This window comes from Rhizobium sp. 05N430 (genome assembly GCF_056396985.1).
Window position 1 is genome coordinate 15,491 of record NZ_JBFTMO010000019.1, and the last position, 18,715, is coordinate 34,205.

Annotated in this window: 13 protein-coding genes and 1 pseudogene; 8 read left to right on the forward strand and 6 right to left on the reverse strand. The window is 58.0% G+C overall.

Annotation, left to right across the window (positions count from 1 at the left end):
* Window positions 1-469: 469 nt before the first annotated feature.
* A pseudogene (locus AC1DJO_RS26170) lies at window positions 470-636 on the forward strand (6-pyruvoyl trahydropterin synthase family protein); the annotation flags it as partial.
* Between the two features lie 58 nt (window positions 637-694).
* Here the strand turns inward: AC1DJO_RS26170 and AC1DJO_RS26175 are convergent.
* The 5 genes from AC1DJO_RS26175 to AC1DJO_RS26195 form a co-directional block, all read right to left on the reverse strand.
* Window positions 695-949 (reverse strand): hypothetical protein, encoded by a 255-nt coding sequence (locus tag AC1DJO_RS26175; RefSeq protein ID WP_162698884.1) that lies wholly within the window; start codon window positions 947-949, stop codon window positions 695-697.
* 162 nt (window positions 950-1,111) lie between these two features.
* Window positions 1,112-1,876, reverse strand: coding sequence for a glutamine amidotransferase (locus tag AC1DJO_RS26180; RefSeq protein WP_112444319.1), 765 nt, complete (start codon window positions 1,874-1,876; stop codon window positions 1,112-1,114).
* Between the two features lie 60 nt (window positions 1,877-1,936).
* On the reverse strand, window positions 1,937-2,941 hold the full coding sequence (locus tag AC1DJO_RS26185) for a rhamnose ABC transporter substrate-binding protein (protein WP_112444321.1): 1,005 nt from the start codon (window positions 2,939-2,941) through the stop codon (window positions 1,937-1,939).
* Window positions 2,942-2,995: 54 nt separating this feature from the next.
* Window positions 2,996-4,006 carry an ABC transporter permease gene (locus AC1DJO_RS26190; RefSeq protein WP_112540920.1) on the reverse strand — a complete coding sequence of 337 codons (1,011 nt, stop codon included), beginning with the start codon at window positions 4,004-4,006 and terminating at the stop codon, window positions 2,996-2,998.
* The gene (locus tag AC1DJO_RS26195) at window positions 4,003-6,555 is read right to left on the reverse strand and encodes an ATP-binding cassette domain-containing protein (protein ID WP_477973713.1); all 2,553 of its coding nucleotides are present in this window, start codon (window positions 6,553-6,555) and stop codon (window positions 4,003-4,005) included. Before AC1DJO_RS26195 ends, AC1DJO_RS26190 begins: the two co-directional genes overlap by 4 nt.
* Window positions 6,556-6,843: 288 nt before the next feature.
* On the opposite strand from AC1DJO_RS26195, the gene AC1DJO_RS26200 reads away from it, so the two are divergent.
* The 3 genes from AC1DJO_RS26200 (at window position 6,844) to AC1DJO_RS26210 (ending at window position 10,196) form a co-directional block, all read left to right on the forward strand.
* Window positions 6,844-8,082, forward strand: a complete 1,239-nt coding sequence (locus AC1DJO_RS26200) for an ROK family protein (protein ID WP_477973715.1) — start codon at window positions 6,844-6,846, stop codon at window positions 8,080-8,082.
* Between the two features lie 231 nt (window positions 8,083-8,313).
* Window positions 8,314-9,342 (forward strand): endonuclease/exonuclease/phosphatase family protein, encoded by a 1,029-nt coding sequence (locus tag AC1DJO_RS26205; protein ID WP_477973717.1) that lies wholly within the window; start codon window positions 8,314-8,316, stop codon window positions 9,340-9,342.
* A gap of 545 nt (window positions 9,343-9,887) precedes the next feature.
* Window positions 9,888-10,196, forward strand: a complete 309-nt coding sequence (locus AC1DJO_RS26210) for a hypothetical protein (protein ID WP_112444331.1) — start codon at window positions 9,888-9,890, stop codon at window positions 10,194-10,196.
* Window positions 10,197-10,321: 125 nt separating this feature from the next.
* Here AC1DJO_RS26210 and AC1DJO_RS26215 read toward each other — a convergent pair whose 3' ends face one another.
* Window positions 10,322-11,122 (reverse strand): transporter substrate-binding domain-containing protein, encoded by an 801-nt coding sequence (locus tag AC1DJO_RS26215; protein ID WP_477973719.1) that lies wholly within the window; start codon window positions 11,120-11,122, stop codon window positions 10,322-10,324.
* Between the two features lie 168 nt (window positions 11,123-11,290).
* Here AC1DJO_RS26215 and AC1DJO_RS26220 point away from each other — a divergent pair, with 168 nt between their 5' ends.
* From AC1DJO_RS26220 to AC1DJO_RS26235, 4 genes are all read left to right on the forward strand, one after another.
* Window positions 11,291-13,567 (forward strand): putative bifunctional diguanylate cyclase/phosphodiesterase, encoded by a 2,277-nt coding sequence (locus AC1DJO_RS26220; RefSeq protein WP_477973721.1) that lies wholly within the window; start codon window positions 11,291-11,293, stop codon window positions 13,565-13,567.
* 247 nt (window positions 13,568-13,814) lie between these two features.
* Entirely contained in the window at window positions 13,815-14,024 is a 210-nt protein-coding gene (locus tag AC1DJO_RS26225) for a CrpP-related protein (protein WP_112389211.1), read from the forward strand.
* Window positions 14,025-14,812: 788 nt separating this feature from the next.
* Window positions 14,813-15,277, forward strand: a complete 465-nt coding sequence (locus tag AC1DJO_RS26230; protein WP_112389516.1) for a ProQ/FINO family protein — start codon at window positions 14,813-14,815, stop codon at window positions 15,275-15,277.
* 2,174 nt (window positions 15,278-17,451) lie between these two features.
* Window positions 17,452-18,690: a DUF3422 domain-containing protein gene (locus tag AC1DJO_RS26235; RefSeq protein ID WP_477973773.1), complete on the forward strand. Its 1,239-nt coding sequence runs from the start codon at window positions 17,452-17,454 to the stop codon at window positions 18,688-18,690.
* Window positions 18,691-18,715: the final 25 nt, after the last annotated feature.

Sequence of the window (18,715 nt, forward strand, 5' to 3'; positions counted from 1 at the left end):
GGGATCGAACTAACTGAACGTCAGCGGCAGTTGCAGTCGCTAGGGATTGCCTGTCACTCACCCTGAACGGGTCTTCCCAGGGAATCCCGTCACTGCCGCCTGTCGACCAATAGGTTTCACTCACTTGATCTCGGGTTGCTCCGGCGATCGACAAACCGCCAATTGAAGGCATGAACTGCACTCCTGTGATGAACCGATATCGATGGACGCTGGAGCCGCAGGGCTTAGCTAAGTCAATAACCTCGCCAAGTTGGTGTGTCATGATCACTTGTGTCAGGTTTTGTGTCGCGAAGACCCTCTAACTAATTGATTCTCTGTGCACGCTGATGTCAAATCCCGTGAAGCGCGACACTGGCACCTGTGTCGAGCGGCGCGTCATCTCGCCGGGCACATCGACCCTATTGAACAAGAAGGACCCGAACTTCTGGTCCGAAGCGGTCAGGCGTTACTCCGTGGAAGAGGTGCGCTGGTGCACCGGATCACCAAGGAGTTCCATTTCTCGGCGTCGCATCAGCTGTGCCACCTGCCGCTGATCACCAGTGTGCCAGGCTCCATGGGCACAGTTACATCGTGGGTGCCGAGCTTGCGGCTGCCGACCTCGACGCCGACGGCTTTGTCCGGGACGTCAGCGACCTCTAGGTCTTGGAGCACCTGACACAGCCTATCCAGGAAAAGTGGCTCTCACTTGCGGCATTTAGCCGGCCGGCCGCAGCCTCGATTTGGTCTGTGCATTCGAGGACTGGATCGAAAGCGCGCGCCAGTCCCCACGAGCGCCCTCGCGCTCGCGAATATGGGCAATGTACTGAGCCCGCGCCTCCCGCATCGTGATGTGACCGGCGATCCACTCCTCAACGAGTTCGGCAAATTTCGGATCGCTGTCAACTGCTATGCCGATGCTGGCAGCCCTCGCCAATGCTTTGGCGGCTGCAGCGCGCCGATGTTCAATCATGTTCGGATCCAAGATTCGCTGAAGCCGGAAGAGGCCAGAAGTGATCGCCTCTTGCAGTAGCAGGATGGCAACACCCGCGATGGTGCTCGACCGCATTGGAAACGGCCAGACAGTGGCGATACTAGATCACACCACTGCCCTGGCGTTTATGAAAGCGCCCCGTCAGATCTGGCGGACAAGCCATCTGACCATGTTCGCCATCAGCACGTCATACCCGTCCCATTCCATAAACTCTGTCGATAGCCAATGAGGACCGATATCGCTCATCCACGCCAGCGATCGGCCTTTGCCAAAGTCCCGGACAGCCAGAAGAGGCAGCCCTTCTCCGCGCCGGTCACAATGAACAAGGGTCGTTGAACCATCTTGGGGGCGTTCCGCCACCCTGTTCATGCCCAAAAGGTAGGGTATCGGCGTTGTGATGCCACGCAGGATTGGGTGGTCTGGCTCCGTGATGCGGGGATCCAAACCCTCAGGCGCCTCGAGGCCATCCGGTCCGGCATAGATCTTGACGGGAAGCGCATCGTCCACGGCCGTATCATGAAACAGAGCTAGTCCGTCGATCCCCTGAAAACTGCAATAGCCTCCCGCCATCATCAACGACCCGCCCTCCAGAACCCACTGGCGCAGCAGCTCGAGGCGATTGACCGAGCGGCGGCCTTTCCTGGTCTCCGGCGTATAGAGCAACGAGAGCGCCCCGACGTCCGAAAGTACGACGGCTGCGTATTCCGAAAGCTGCTCTTTTGTCGTGGGGAACTCGCTTTCGCACCGCTCTCCACCGATCTGGGTCACGTCAAACCCATGTCGTGTCAGGGCTTCGATCCAGCGAAGTCCTCCATTGGAAAAGCGAGCTGACGCGCTGACCTCATAGCCTTTCGACGCAAATGAGGTCACGTGGAAAGTCTCGCCAGCGAGAAGGACCGGCTTCATTTCGTTCTCCGATTTTTTGTTGGAGGTGGAGCGCTGGTAGCGCGCTCCACCCGTCAGGCTTCAGAACTTGAATTCATCGACGTTCTTCGGGGTGACGATCTCGGCTGGCCCAAGAAGCACCTCGCCCTTCGCACCGACCTTGTAGGAGCCCAGGCGTCCTGCCTCGAAGCTCTCGCCCTCCTTGCCCGTTACCTTGCAAGACGCCACCGCCTGCGCTGCGTAATAGGTCAGGTAGCCGAGATCCTTGACGTTCCACCAGATGTCCTGGACCGATCCGTTCTGGATGTATTTCTTGATGAGCGTCGCCGGTGCCAATCCCGTCAGCTTGACCTTGCCAAGTAGGCCCGCCTGATCCATGGCGCGTGCGGCTGCAGGCAGACCTATCCCGGCTGGGATGATGATACCCTTCAGGTTGGGAAATGCCTGTGCGAGCGCCAGCGCCTGCTGCTGGTTGACCTGCTCGCTTTCCTGGCCGTAGGCGACCTGGACCAGCTTCATCTTCTCGTATTTCTTGTCGCCCGCCATGCGCTTCTTCATGAAGTCGATCCAGGCGTTCTGGTTGGTTGCTGTCGGCGTCGATGACAGGATTGCAAACTCTCCGTCGTAGTTGATCATCTGACCCATCGATTCCAGCATCATCTCCGCCAGGCTGTCGCCGGCGGCCTGGTTCAGGAAGAGTGTTCTTGCTGCCTGCGAAACGTCTGAATCGTATGAGACGACCTTGACGCCCTGCTTTTCGGCGCGACGCAATGCGGGTGCGACCGCATTCGCGTCATTGGCAGAGATTGCGATCACACCAACCTTCTGGGAAACCAGATTATTGATGAAGTCGATCTGGGCCTCAGCGGTCGCTTGCGACGGCGCCTGCTTGACCGCCTTGCCACCGATCTCCTTGGCCGCCTCTTCGGCACCGGTCTGGGCGACCTGGAAATAGGGATCTGTATCGAGCTTCGGCAGGAACCCGACGGTCACTGGCTCCTTGGCGCATTCGGCGGCCTGCGCTGCGGCAAACGGCGCAACCAGGCACGACGCAACAAGAAGCGATTGAATAAGTTGGGATGTCATGCTGTTTCCTCCTCCAATGGATCCGGTATGATGTGGACAGGCCAGTCCCGGAAACTACTTGCCTGGTTTGATGTCGAACTTGCGAAGTCTGGCTCTGGCAAAGACGCGTTCGGCCGCGTTGCTGGCGACGAGCGACAGGATCAGAAGCAGGCCGATGACAGTCCCCTGTGCATCCCCGCCGATCTGCAGAAGGCCGAGCACGTTTCTGATGGTGGCAACCAATAAGAGCGCCCACAGCACGCCCGTCAGTTTGCCCCGCCCGCCAAAGACACTGATGCCTCCGAGTAGTGCGATGGTGATCACATCGAGCTCGATGCCGAGCGCGTTGTTTGCCCGCGCATTGGCCAGGCGTGCCGTGTAGACCATGCCGGCTGCGGCACAGACGACGCCTGATGTCACAAAAAGACCGAAGACCAACCGGGCGAGGCGAATGCCGGAGTAACGGGCAGCATCCGGGCTGCCGCCGACCGCATAGATGCGTCGTCCAAGCGGCATTTTTTGCAGGATCACGGCAAAGATCGGGGCAAGGATCAGGAATGGGACGATCGTTTCCGGGATCGGCGAGTTGCCAAGCGTGTCTATTCCGAAATCAAGGAAGCTATCCGGAAATTCGTTGATCGATCCTGACCCTAGGAGAATATAGCCGATGCCTCGAAAGAGAGCCATCGTGCCAAGGGTCACCACCAGCGATGGCAGCCCGAGCGCCGTCACCAGAATGCCGTTGAAAGCCCCGCACAGCCCGCCGGCAATCAGTGTCAACGGAATTGCAAAAACGAGAGGCATGCCTGATTGGACCAGAAGGCCGAACAGAACGCTTGTCAGCGCCAGGATGCTTCCGACGGACAGATCGATTTCGCGCGCAATGATCAAAAGTACCATTGGCAAGACGATGAGGGCGCGTTCGGAAATGCCGGCAATCGCTTGCGAAATATTGAATGCGGACGCGAAATTGTCGACGCCTGCTACGGCATAGACAACGACGATCACCGTCAGTCCTGCGAGGAAATTATCCCAGTTTGCAAAGCGCCTGATAAAGTCAGGTCCCTGCGTGCGGCTCTCGCTCATTGCCCAACCCCTTGATGTTTCCCGGTTGCCCGGCGTGCCACATAGGCGTCGATGCCGATCGCAATCAGGATAACAAGACCGTATACCCCCTGAAGCCAAAGCGGATCGACGCGCACCAGCGTCAATCCATTGTTGATGACCAGGAGCATCAAGGCTCCTGCTGCAACGCCCAGGACCGTGCCCGAGCCGCCGCGAACGGCAACCCCGCCAACGACAACGGCGGCAATGACCGTCAGCTCAAATCCATATGCGACGCGCGCATCGACAGTCGCATAGCGCGATGCCCAGAGCGCGCCATCGAAACCAGCAAGCAGACCTGACATGCAAAAGGCAAGCAGCACACGCGATCGCGCCGGAATGCCGATCAGTTTCGCACCATCCGGATTGGAGCCGATCGCGTAGAACTCACGCCCGATCGAGGTCGATCTCAGGAAATAGCCGACTGCGCCAAGGGTCAGGACGGCGATGATGAGAACAGCCGGAATGCCGAGGATTTCGGTTGCCGTCATGTCGAGCCATGACTGCGGCACCTGGTCTGCACTGACCTGCATGCCGGCTGCCCAAAGACTGTTAATACCCCTGAAGATGGACATCGTCCCAAGGGTGACGACGATTGCAGGAACCCGTCCGTAGGTGACGATCAGCCCGTTCAACAGCCCTGCCGCCAGGCCGATCGCGCATGCCAGCAAGACGCCGCCAAAAACACCGATCTCTGGATGGGCATGAAGCGTCGAGGCCGCGCCATAGGCAGCCAGACCGATGATCGCCGCGACCGAAAGGTCAATGCTGCGGGTCACGATCACAAGCATCTGCGCCAGTGCCACGATCATCAGCAGTCCGGCATCCATGGCAAGTGCCGACAGATTGGCTCCGCTCAGCATTCGCACGTTCAGGATCGACACCGGTATGACAACGGCTGCAATGGCCGCCAGTAGGCCAAGCTCCCGGCGCGCAAGCCTGCTCTTGGCGGACGAAGGCTCGCGATGGTCCGGCTGTGAGGTGCTGCCTTGAGACGGACGCGCTACGATGCCGCCATCGACCTTGCTGACGACAGCGTCGGTCGCGGCTGCGATAATTTTTTCCTGGCTCGCGTCCTGCCTGGAAAACTCGGCCGTGATGGTACCTTCCCTGAGGACCACGATCCTGTCAGACATTCCAAGGAGTTCGGGAAGTTCCGAGGATATCAGGATGATCGCCATGCCCTGGCTGGCAAGATCTGCCATCATGGCGTGGACGTCTGCCTTCGTCTGGACGTCGATACCCTGTGTCGGCTCGTCAAGAATGAGCAGGCGCGGCTTGGTCGCCAGCCATTTGGATAGCACCACCTTCTGCTGGTTACCGCCAGACAGGGCGCTGACCGGCTGATCGTAGGAGCTGAATCTGAGTCGCAGGCGCGAAAGAAATGGCTCGGCGATCCCGATCTCCTTTCGCCGGGATATCAGGCGTGTCGAGGTGGTTTCGTCCAGAACCGTCAGCGTCGCATTGGTCAGGATCGGGAAATCCATGACCAGGCTTTGACCGATCCGGTCCTCGGAGACATAGGCAATCCCGTGTTCCATCGCATCCTTCGGCGAGGAAAACTGCCTCGGATGTCCGTCGATTTCGATTGATCCTGCGCTCGGCTGGTCGATACCAAAGAGAACACGGGCGATTTCGGTCCGGCCGCTGCCGACAAGGCCGCCTAGCCCCAGGATTTCGCCTGCCCGGACATCGAACGTCGCGGCACGAAATGCGCCATCCCTGGCAAGATCCTTGATGCTGAGGACGACTGCGCCCGGCGCCTTTGCGTGGTGAGGGTAAAGACCATCGAGCGACCGGCCGACCATCATCTGTACGGCCCGCTCGCGCGACAAGTCCGATGCCGGTTCTGTACCAACATGCTTGCCGTCGCGCAAAACGGCGATCCTGTCGGCGATCCGGTAGATCTCGTCCATGCGATGGCCAACAAACATCATGGCGACGCCGCGCGCTCGCAAGCTGTCGACCACGGAAAACAGCCGCTCGACTTCCCTTTGCGACAGCGCTGCCGTCGGCTCGTCCATGATCAGCACCGACGCGTCGAGAGATAGCGCTCTGGCAATTTCGACCAGTTGCTGTTCCGATGTCCTGAGGCCGGACAGCGGAGCCGTCACATCGACGTTGAGACCAACGATTGCCAGCAACCGGCGGGCGTCTGCCTCAATCTTCCGGCGATCGAGCCTCAAGCGAAGTCCGGTCTGCCCGATGAACAGGTTTTCGGCGATGCTGAGATCAGGAAACAATCCGGGATGCTGGTGCATCACCGCGATGCCGGCCTTCTGCGCCTCCAGCGGCGAAGAAAATGCCTGGGGCTCTCCCCGCACCAGAACGCGGCCATGGTCAGGATGATGGACGCCAGCCAGAAGTTTGACGCAAGTGCTTTTGCCTGCACCGTTCTCGCCCAGAAGCGCCAGCACTTCGCCGGCGCGCAGCTCGATCGAAACGTTGGAGACGGCTGCCGTTCCCCCGAAAACCTTGGTAACGTTTTCGAGCGATGCGACAACCGTCCCAGCGGCTTGGGAAGCAATCATGTTTGCCACGTCAAGCATTGCCGCCGGCCAGTCCGTTCAGAGCATGGATAGGATAGCGATTATGCATCTCGTGGCGTCTCCTCTCAGCCGTCAAAAGAAGTCCCAACTCCCACTGGGAATAATTAAAGCAATTTACTATAATTGTAACTCGAACACGTCAAGGGGCAATCTGTCGGAGGTCTCCCGTGCGGGCTAGCGGTCAGGGCCTTGTGCAAATCAGAGGTGGCGGATAGGGCTTCTTAGATAAAGCAGACTGCATTTTTTGAAGCATCGATACTGGTAGGGAACATGGCGGGCAAAGGCAGCAACTCGGTACAGTTACGGCACTACAACGAGCGTGTTGTTCTGGACGCGGTGCGCCGCTTCGGCCAGGCTTCCAAGGCAGAAATTGCCCGCTTTGCCCATCTGACACCCCCTGCTGTCGCCGGCATCGTCGATGCGCTGGTTCTTGGTGGCTATCTCGTGGAAAACGGGCGGCGCTACGGCGGCAAAGGCCAGCCATCTGCCATGTACGCTCTGGCAAGCGATGGCGCCTATTCAATCGGCTTCCATATCGGCAGGCGGTCGATGGATGCCATCCTGATCGATTTTGCCGGCGAAAGCGTAGCCTATGAGACACATGACTACGACCATCCGGATCCGGACACGGTCAAGCGGCTGGCAGCCAGTGCAGTCAACAGGTTCAAGAAGCAGCTGGGTCCGCAACCAAGCCTCCGCCTCACGGGTATAGGCGTCTCGGCGCCATATTTCATCGGTGGCTGGGATGAGGAACTTGGCTTTCCAGGCGACGTTCAGCTGGCCTGGCGCCAGTTTGACCTGAAGGCGCATTTCGTCGAGACCTACGTCCTCCCCGTGATGATCGAGAACGATGCGTCGGCGGCGGCGGTCGCCGAACTCGTCTTCGGGCTCGGAAAGCAGTTCACCGACTTCCTGCATATCTCGCTTAGCACCTTCGTCGGAGCCGGGCTCGTTCTTGACGGTACGCTGCAGACCGGGCCGAACGGCAACACTGCTGCTTTTGGGCCATTTCCGGTAACCCATTCAAACCTGAGTTCCGTTCCAAAGCCCGCTGGCAGGTTTGAGGTGCTCCTCCACCGCGCTTCAATCTACACGCTGATCCATCACCTGAAGACCAATGGCATCGACATCAGCCGCGTCCGTGATCTGGAGCCGATGCCGGCACACGCTCGAAGGTTCGTCGAAGAATGGCAGGACGACTGTGCCGACGCGCTTGCCCAGGCCATCATCGGCAGTATTGCCGTCGTCGATGTCGAAGCCATTGTGATTGACGGGTTACTCCCCTCACCTCTCCTTCTTGACACGGTCAACCGTGTGCGGGCCTGTTTCACCCAAATGCTTCCCCCCGGGCTCATTGCTCCGAAGATTACAGCCGGCAATCTCGGTGCGCGCGGTTCAGCGCTCGGCGCCAGCATCATGCCGATCTACGCCCAATTCGGGCCGGATACCGGGGTGCTGATGAAGAAGGGGCTCGACAAGAAACCGCTGATGATCGGCTCGCCGTCATGATGGTCGCAGCGGCTTGGCTTGAAGACTGCGCCGCGCAGGCGATCCGTCTTCGAGCCGAGAGGACCTGACGAGGTTTCGCGACAGTGCCTGCGCCCAACGGCATCGTCCATGGCGCCGTCGCGAAGACGCCTGCTCCCAGCTTTTTCCTTTACACCACATGTGAGACAGTCAGTTACTTCCTGCCGCCTTTCGGATAGCTGATGGGCACGTTCTCAAACCCATGGGACTTAAATGCGCAAGGCACTGACAGTGACGGTACTCGCGTCCGCCATATTATATGCAGGCATGGTGATTGCCGTCGTGGTGTTTTCCGAGCAGTTCTGGCTCCTCGATCTGCTGACATTTGCGTGGCAATATGTCGTGGTGGCAGGACTGGTGCTTCTCGTTGCCGCGTCTTTAACGAAAGCAAAGGTCGCGGTTGCGTTAGCTCTTTCAGCTCTCCTGATATCGATCTACCCCTATGCTGCTGTCCCGGCCGCCCAAACGGCCGCTCGATGCAGTTTTCGTGTTTTGACGGCCAACCTCTTCATCGAAAACACAAACGGCCCGGATCAATTTCTCGAGTTGATAAGAAAGGAACAACCGGACCTTCTGGTGCTTCAGGAGACGCCGGATACATGGCAGGACCCAATCCGCAATCTTGGCCTTTTTCCATATGAAACGACCCGGGACCTAATGACCTATGATCGGGTCAAGGTGTTCTCGAGGTTTCCGATCCTTCGTGAGAGCATGGTATCGGACCCCGCGATTGACGAGCAGTTCCACAAGCACCCCGTGCGCCTCGAGCTCGGCGGCTGGAACCGCTCTCTCGTCCTTTACGCGATCCATCCGGACACACCGCGATCTCTTCAGCAATGGCGTGAGCGGAACCTCCATCTGGAAACATTGGCAAGCAGCGTTAGATCAGACCTTCCTGCTTCCGACGTCGTCGTCGCAGGCGACTGGAACACACCACGCGCCTCCGGTTTCTACAGGGATGTCCTGAAGAAGGCGGGCCTTGGCGGCGCGGGTGACGGTCGTCCCTGGATAACAAGTCGCTTTAGCCTAAAACTTTACCCTTATTTCTACCTCGGTTCAACGATCGACCATGTCGCGGTTTCCGCTGCGTTAGCCGTCAGTGATCGACGGACGGGTCCAATGTATGGATCAAACCATCTTCCGGTCATTGCCGATATTGGACGTTCGGCGCCGGATGACGCGCAAGATCCGCGTCCCGACGGGGCGACAGATCGATCATCAGCCTGCGCATCGGCGCGCTAAGGACGAAGGCGCTAATGGAAGCCCGGGTGAGGATTTTCTGCAATTCAACTGCCCTGACATCATCGCCACACGCGCAAGCGGGCACATGGACCAGGGAACGACATCTGTGACGCATTTTCGGGCCGTGGCCGTTGCGCACCTTGCCCGGCTCAAGTATCCGCGTTTGATTTGCAGGATCTGCGGAGCGACTGCCGGGATTGTGCTAAAAATAGCGCCAGTGGAGATGGCGCTAAGGTGATGCTCGGGAGTGAGCACTAGGGAACTGAGCATCGAAGAGGTTGTCCCTCCGCTCAACCATAGCGATATTTTGCCTTGATCAAAGGCTAAGCCCGAAAGCGCACATTTCTCCGAGCCTTGCGCCACGCTTTCCGGTCGCCGTCGGTCGACATCAGCGTATCCATCAGCGGAGGACTTGGCGCGGGGTGTTTCCACCAGCTGGTTTGTCTTGGAAGCGGCGCTCAACGCAGCGTGGCCACAGTCGCATTCGTGCTGCAGGTCCGGAACCCATCTGGAGACCCGTCGTTATCATCGAAAGGAGATCTTTGATGACCGAGAGAACCAAGACAATCGCCGGAATACCTGACAATGCGCCAGCCAGGGAGCAGCCAAGGATTGAGCCTCTTGTCGGAAGCACCGAAACGTCCGAAACCAAAACGGATATTCAGGCTCCACGCCCGCCCGGAGAAATCGACGCGCCTGTAGAGCACGCTAACGAAACCTTCCCTGACGATCACCCGAGCCTTGAAGCACTGCGGGAGGCGTCACGCCAACATACCGACGCCTTTGTCGTCGCAACCGATCTTGAGGATGCTGATCAGCGCGAAGCTGCGCCGGGGACACGCGAGCAACCCTAGTTACGGCCATATACCTGCCGCATAAAAGTCCGGGGCTGCAGGGGCGGCCAGGCTGAGGCTATTCTCCGGCGCGATCCACCATTGACAACGTAGCAGTGTTGGGCAGTCCAAATCGCGGATCGCGTCTACCTGATGCTGAAAGGAAAATACTTCGCATTGATTGTGTCGTAGACATCGCTCGCCTGGATTTTCTCAAGGGCGCCATTCAGCTTTCCAAGCAAATCCTTATCATCGCGACGCACCGCTATCCCCGCACCGTCGCCGAAATACTCAGCATTCTTGATGTCCTCGCCCTTGAACTCGCAGCAGCTTCCTGCCTTGGTGTTGGTCAGCCAGTCATAAACCGCAAGTTTGTCTTCAAAGATGATATCAACACTTCCTTCAGCCAGTTCCTTGTAAAGGTCGGGCGAGGCCTGAACCACGGCCGTCGATACATTGCCATAGTATTTCTTTGCGTATGCCTCCTGCGCCGTTGATGCAGTGACGCCAAGCCTCTTGTCTTTCAGGTCGTCCGGCGACGTACCTGCGATATCGGAGCCTTTGCGCACGATGAACACCGAGGGACTGTCATAATATTTTGCCGAGAACGCCACTTTCTCGCGTCTCTCGGCGCTCATGGACATCGACGAAACGATGGCGTCATACTTGTTTGCGAGCAGGTTGGGGATCATGCCGGTCCACTCCTGGATCACGAATTCGCATTTAAGTGCTGCCGCCTCACACAGGGCTTTGGCGACATCGACGTCAAATCCCTGGAGCTGGTTCTCGGAGTCTAGGTAGTTGAACGGTGGAAAGCCGCCTTCGACCGCCACGCGGACGGTATCGTATTCGGCTGCCAGCAACGGAAACGGCGCCCCTGCGGCCATGGCCATCACCGAACCCAAAACCAGCATCCGTCGCGTAATGAGCATCTTCATTTCTGGCATGTTGCGACCCCACTGTTCGTTGCGCCTATCAGGCTGTTTGACGATGCCAATCAAACCATCAAAGGTTTAAGATGCTTACCCTTTCCAAGCACTAAATTTGCGGATCCTTGACAAGCTTTTCGTAATGAATGCGCGCCAGAATTGAAGGCGCCCCGGGAGAGAAGCGCTTTGTCTGCATATGATCTGCCTCAACGTCTTGCCCAGAAAGCTGCCCGCTCCTCTGGAGCCACACTTGTGCTGCTAGCGATCAGCGGTGTTGCCATTCTCGGCCTCGTGTTCGTCGCGGCACTTTGGGCGGGGAAAGAAAGTGACGCTGCGGCGTTGGACCATCAGCGCAAACTCGTCAACGGCCGCCTTCAGGACCAGGTGGACCGGGTTTCGAAAGACATGCGCTTGATGGCTGCAGGCTTCTCGTCACTCCTGTCGGGAAATGCGGTGGCCGCGGATGGCGGATACGACAGTAGCACCGCCGAAGCTTTCGCCACGGTCGCAAAGACCGTGTTTGGTTACAACGGCACTTATCTGGTCACATCGACCGGCGATCTTGCGCTGGAGGCCGACGCCGAAACCGCCCGCCGGTACAAATGGATCCGCCCGCTCCTTTTGCCGATGATAAAGGAGTCCGATCTCAATGGCCCTGGGCAGAGCGAGACTAACCCAGAAAGGATCCATGTTGCTCTGATGAAACTGGAGGGGCGGCCGTCTATTGCGGGCGTCGCGAAAGTGACAGGGTCAATCGAAGCCAATGGCGTCAAGGTAAAACCAGTGCAGCCCTTGTATCTCGCTGCTTTCCGCTTTCTCGATGGGGCCACTCTTGATGCGCTCAGCCGTGAGCAAGGCCTTGCCGGCGCCCGGTACGCGCGGACCGCAGACGCTGATGCAAACGAGGTCGCCTTCCAGATCGAGGCAACTGCTACGAACGAACCCATCGGTTTTATCATATGGACGCCGGATCTTCCCGGCTCACGCGTCGTTGCCCGTCTCGTGCCCCTCCTCTCGGTCGCAGGACTGTTGATCGGCGGTCTGTTCTTCGCTCTGATGGGACGCCTGAGAAAAAGTCTGAAGGAACTCGGCCGCAGCGAGGACCATGCTCGTCATCTATCCTATCATGATGTGTTGACGGGATTGCCCAACAGAGCGCTCTTTGCGGAGCGCTTTCAGCATTGTCTCGGCACCCTGGATGCTTCTGCCGGCGACGCCGTCGTGGCACTTATTGACCTGGATCGCTTTAAAGAGGTTAACGACACCTACGGACACCCGGCTGGAGACGAGCTTCTCCGCAGCGTTGTGATCCGGCTGAGCCCTCTGTTCGGAGAACGGGATATGCTTGCCAGGATGGGCGGCGACGAATTCGCCTTGCTCCTGCCCCCTGGGAGCGCAGCGGGGCGAGCGCTCCCGGAATTATGGGACGAGGTCGTCTCCGAGCTCGCCAAGCCATTCAACCTGCGCAACGGCGATATCGTTGTCAGGATTGGCGGCTCGATTGGTGCTGTTATTGTCAACGACCGGACCTTAGCCCGCAGCGAATACCTTCGCCGCGCTGACGTGGCGCTTTACGAGGCCAAAAGCCATGGAAGGGGTCGGTGTGTCGAGTATCACGAATATCTCGATACTCGAAATGTCGAAAAGGACAACCTGACTCAGGATCTTCGTCTTCTTCTGGGCTCCGCCAGCGATTCCATCACCCAAGAACATAAGGGCCAACTGGAAGTATTCTTCCAATCGGTCCACCTGGCTTCCGAAGAAATGCCGCTGTCGGGTGCAGAGGCTTTGGTACGGTGGAGGCATCCGCATCTAGGGTTGCTCACGCCCGACATGTTTATTCCGATTGCCGAGGAGGCCGGTCTTATCGATCAACTCGGGGAATGGGTGTTGAGAACTGCCGCGCTCAGAGCGGCATCATGGCCTATGGGCATCACGCTGGCCGTCAACGTTTCGCCCTCCCAAGTCCGGCGCCGCGGATTTGGCGACCGCGTTCTTTCGATTATCAGGGAGGCTGGCCTCAGCCCCTCGCGTCTCGAACTCGAACTCACCGAGGCTGCGCTTTTCAACCTGGACCACGGCGCTCAGGAGACGCTTGCGATCCTTCGGGCGCACGGAATTCGCATTGCCTTGGATGATTTCGGGACCGGCTTCTCGTCCCTTAGCCATCTAATCCAATTCAATATCGACAGGATCAAGATCGATCGCTCATTTGTCAACTTGCTTGGAAGCCAGGCCGAGGGAGCTGCCATCATTTCGTCGATCATCGGATTGAGCAGAACGCTCGGAAAAACCACTACAGCTGAAGGTATCGAAACCCAAGGGCAACGCGACTTCCTGATCGCGGCCGGTTGTACCGATCTGCAAGGCTTCTATTTTTCCCGCCCGATGGCGGGCGTAGATTTTGACCGGATCATTGCCAGAAACGAAGATGGCAATACTAGGGCCGCACATACTGGGTGATTCTTCCGAGCACTGTGTTTCACCGCACCGTACCCGATAACCGCGCAAGCCAGGCTGTTGTCATAGTGCTCCAGTCGACCGTTCTTACTTCGGGGCGCGAAACCTAGGTTCCCTTGAACAACGGGCCCCACTGCGCTCTTCGGACCAGCTATTCCGATGCAAATCCCTAGCATCTGCAAACCCTCAAGAAAGACAATGCTTGCATTAGCTCCTCCTGTTGGTAGCCTCCGCCTGAGGGGGATAACTTATGACGATAGAAGAACTGATGGATCTGCAGGAGGCCGGGGCGAGAGCGTGTGTTTTGGGACTTGCCGGCCACGAGAACCCCTTCCTAAAAGCAGACAAGCTTCCCCCAGAAAACCATGACGGATTGGCCGACTGGCTTTCCTGCCACGATGCGTGGAAGTTTGGGTGGGAGGCGGAGAACGCCAGCCGTGAGGGCGACCTCTTGCGCTAGATGCGAGATCTGCTGCCTCACATCGAACAGAAACCTGGTTCAGAACATTGAAAACACCGGGCATTGGCTTTGAAATACACCAAACGCTTTGTGAACCGAAAGCCAATGCGGTGACCACACCCGATCGTGACCGCTCAGTTCGGAGTTCAACGCTGACGGGTCAGCGGGCGACAGAGCTGGCGCCAAGCTCAAACTCTTGTGTGCCTCATCTGGGGCTTCGTTGGCGCCCATAAGCTTTAACATCCTGTCGATCGTCTGGCGCTCTACGCATCATCGGCAAGTGGCGCGAGCTGACCAGGGTCTGCGAACAGATCATCGAGCCGCGTCTCCTTCTCCGAGCGTGCTCCCGGTCCATAATTCGAGTACATCGGTGAGCGCTGTGTGACCGGCACCTTCAGGAGGGGCACGCTTTTCGCCCAGCCAAGTGGCGGAGCCAACGTAGAGGCAGACAGTTATTCAGGCGTGAAAGGCTCGTGATGGGGAGCGAGCCGGCCGCGATAGCAAATCAGTCGCAATTTAATTGTCTCAGATCGACTGGGGCATCGCTCCGTCCTAACGCATGAAACTTGAGGGCTCCGGCGCGCGCGGGGACGCGAAGTCTGGTGACACTGCGCGCCAGCGTCAACGCTCCGTCGCGAGCCCGTGCCGTCAATTATATATTCCATCTTCTCGCTCGGCCAGACTTCGTCACAGGCTAGCTAGCCCCTTGCCTTATGGCCGTTTCGCAATTTAATGGCTGCAACAGCAAACCCATATGAACACAATCGCCAGCCCCAAGGCAGATGATCATGAGCGACCCGGAGTTGACGGCAGAGAAACCACGGAGGGAAGATACACATCCCATTCTCGCAACCGAGCTTGAGGTCAGGCGCGCCCAAGCCATCATCGAGCTGCTCGTACGCGCCATCGATATTCTGCCATCCGAAATAGGCGAGCCCGTCCGGCCTTTCGCAATTGGTCTCTTCGACCAGATCAGAGGCTTGCTCAAGCCGGGCATAACCATATCGAAACTTCGCCGGGTCACGTCTGGCTATGTTCACTCGAAGCGATATTACCTTGCCTGCGCCCAGAAGGGCGCAGAGCGTTTTGATCTGACAGGTGTTTCCGTCGGCAAAGTGAGTGAGGCAGACCGTGAAAGTGCACTGCAGAGCCTTATTGCTTTGCAGTCAGCCCATGCAAAGCCTGCCGCAACCGCGCAAAAGGACAGAGCCTCCAGAATTCGTGGGGGTCTCCTGCCACGAAAGCGAGAGTAGCCGATATCGCGCGTCGATCTCCAACGACTTCGGCCAGCGGATCGAAATGAGCCACGAGCAACGTCACGATGTAAGTATTATCGTCGCGTACAATGCGCGCAACGCGGCATATAAACACGGCCGCCCGTCATTAAGGGCGGGGAAAGGGCTGCAGACGAGGTTTCCTTGCGATGTCTGCCGCAGGCAAACAATATGCGGGGATTGCAGTGATCAGCGGATACAGAGGTAAACGCGGTCTGTGCCGTCGCTCATCAGCCAGAGGGCGCCAGAAACTATCCCGCCCCACATTATCAGCGATACCGAAACGCCAGCATTAGACATTTCAACCGTCTTGTCATGCTACTCAGGCTACCTTTTGCAGGGCCATTCGCATCTTCATGCAACCACGTCAATCGGTTAAGGACGTGGTGAGTTGGATCGATGTTGAATCGTCACGGAATGAGATCCCGCGACACTGTTACGGGCCTGCCTGTTTGCTGGGTAGCGGGCCTCATTCCTCCTAAAATCACCGAAACGACTATCATCCCGTACTCTGTTGCTCATGCTGGCGCCTGGGAAGCGTTCCCGTGCAGGAGCCCTGCCTGCGACAAGGGGCCCTATGAAATAGCAGTAACAGTATATATTTATGTTTCGCCTACAGGCGCGGAAAGTCTGCATCACCCCTCCCCGGCCAGGCTTTCCGCAAGTGGCATCCGTCCCTGCCTGGTTATATGCTGCATTGCCCGGTGATGATGGCGAACACGACGACGCCCATTTTTTGCCGTGGACCGGTCCGCTCGGACAGCTCGTATCACTGCTTGTCCCCCAGTTGAACAAAACGCCACCGCTTCTGACTGCATTGCCTCCGGCAGACCTTGGATTGAGGATAAGTTGGGCGCTCCGCACGGGGAGGCAAAGCGCGCTGCAACCTCGGTGGCTCCCTACGCCCCAGGCCAGTCGTCTCTATCTAAGGGAAATGTTTGTTAAAGGCTACACTGGAGGGGTCATCCCGAACGGACGCTTGCATGCTGGCCGATGCCATGACCCAAGTACGGATCCCGTCACAGCGAAACCGGGGGGCCTGTTTACTTGGGCAAATGGTCATCTCCTTCCCAATTCACACCCGCAACATCGCCAGCCTTCAATATGAGCTGGAAAGCAATGTTCTCTAGGCCGTTTATCGCAGCGGAGAGATACGCTCGATCGGCCGCATCGGTCACTCGGCCCATATGGATATTAATGCAGGCTCCCGCTGTTGACATCGGTGTTCATCCGCCATTGCGATCGTTAAAAGGCGACGGCTTAACCTTGCCTGATAAGCTTACGCAGCGTTTCGCATTGAACCAAAACCCAAGACCTGCTTTTCATTTTGGTGCGGCTTCTGGGGTTGCCGCCAATTCTTCCCACCCGGCCAATCACTGTGCCGCACACGCGCCGGGTGGGAGACTTGCCTTCGACGGGCCACTATGAACATGAAAGGTCACACTGATCGGTATCGGGTGCTTTCTCGCCAGCCTCTGTGGATCAATTGCTATCGCCGTGATGGATCTCAATTGATAGCACGACGTCAAAAGAATCCGCGAGACTGGCCTCGGCGAGCGCGGGCCATCGGCTAACGCGCTGGCTGTGGACGTATGCCCATGCCTGGCACATTGCCGTCCTGGAGGAAGTTTATCCTTCTGTTGCCATAGGTGCGCGCAGAAGTTCGTCGCTAATTAAGTACGATCTTCACCTGCTCAGCCTTCGGTATGCCGGGAAGCTGCGGCCAGATTCACCGCATTCCCATGCGCCGGTCCTTTGCTTCGGACCGCGTCACGGCAAATGATGTGTCACCGCGTCATCCAAGCCAACAAATCAGCGATACGCCCGCAAGCGCAATACCGGCAATGAAACCCACAGTCCCCGCAATAGCCATCGCCACAATTGATGACTTTTCCCGATTGGACCATGATCGCCGTCGTTGGCTTCGGAAGCCAGCGAGGGGACGGGCCAATCGCAAATAGCGCATTACTGAAGGGCGCTGAATTTCATCTATCTACGTCGTAGGTAAGCCGGCCCACCGGGGGTAGAGGCCGAATCTCGGTGAATAGACGAGTGACGATTTCAAAATCCAAACTTAAAATCGATTAGAAGAACCGCCGCCGCGTTGACCTGCCCCGTCGCTGATGATTGAGGTTTCTGGCGGCTTCAAAGCGATGTCGCCGAGCAAGTTTCGATTGCCGGGAGATGGATCCATGACGTCGGATTTCAATGCGGAACTACATGCCCGGCCCTCGATCTATTTCGAGGGGCCCGCCTATGTCGAGCACGTCGCGCTTGTCCCTGTTGAAATGGGCGGCCCGCTCGGGAGCCGCCTTCTGTCGAGTGACGACGGCGGTACGGCACCAGTGCAGATCGAAGTCCACACCGAATTTGTCAGTGCGACCAGGGTATCCAGACTGGAACTGGAGCTCCAGAGCTGGCCACGTCCGACATTCTCTTCTGAGGAGATTACTGCACTTTTTGGCCCTTGCGCACCAAAACTGGTCTCGCATGTCGGCATTCTTGTCCTTGGCCCGGCGCCGGCAGAACTTGGACCAACTCTCAGCCAGTTCGGATTTGGAGATAGCGCTGCTTCCGCCGTTGCCGGCGGCGATGCAACCGTGGTCTCCGATTTCAGGGTCCAGGCTGACGGCACCAGCCGAATACTGCTGTTCAACAACGGCCTGAATGCCTATCGTCTTGGCCGTATGGTCCGCCGCATCTACGAGATCGAGATTTACCGGGCCATGGCACTGCTTGGACTTCCTGAAGCACGCAGACTGGCGCCATCGCTCGGGTCCTACGACAGCAGGCTGATGGAACTGTCGAACCGGAACCAGACGACCGCTCAGGCTGAGCACAGGAAACTTCTGGAGGAAATATCGGCCTTCTCGGCCGAGATTATTTCCGCATCCGCAAGGACGCGCAACCGCTTTGGGGCAACCGCCGCCTATGCGCGGATCGTGGAGGAGCGGATCACCGAGCTCAGAGAAACACACTTACCGGGATATCAAAGGTTTGGAATTTTCGTCACCCGCCGCTTCAGGCCTGCTGTCCGCACGTGTGAGGCGACGGCGCTGCGCCTGGATCAGCTTTCGCGCGCAGTGATGCATCTGATTGATCTGCTACAGACGCGCATACAGGTCGAAATCGAGTTCCAGAACACCGTGCAAATTCAGGCGATGGCAGAACGAGCCGCCGTCCAGGTCAAGATCCAGAGAGCGGTGGAAGGCTTTTCGATCATCGCTATCACTTACTATCTCCTGGGCTTGCTCAAAATCACGTTCGAGGCAGCCGATCACGCGGGCCTCCATGTCGATCCGCTCATCATGCTTGGATCGGTCCCAATCGTCATCGGCGCCGTGGTCGTTTGCATTGCCCGCGTCAAGCATGCGCTTGCTGCGCACAGCTGATCAAGAATTTGACTGGCGCGCTATC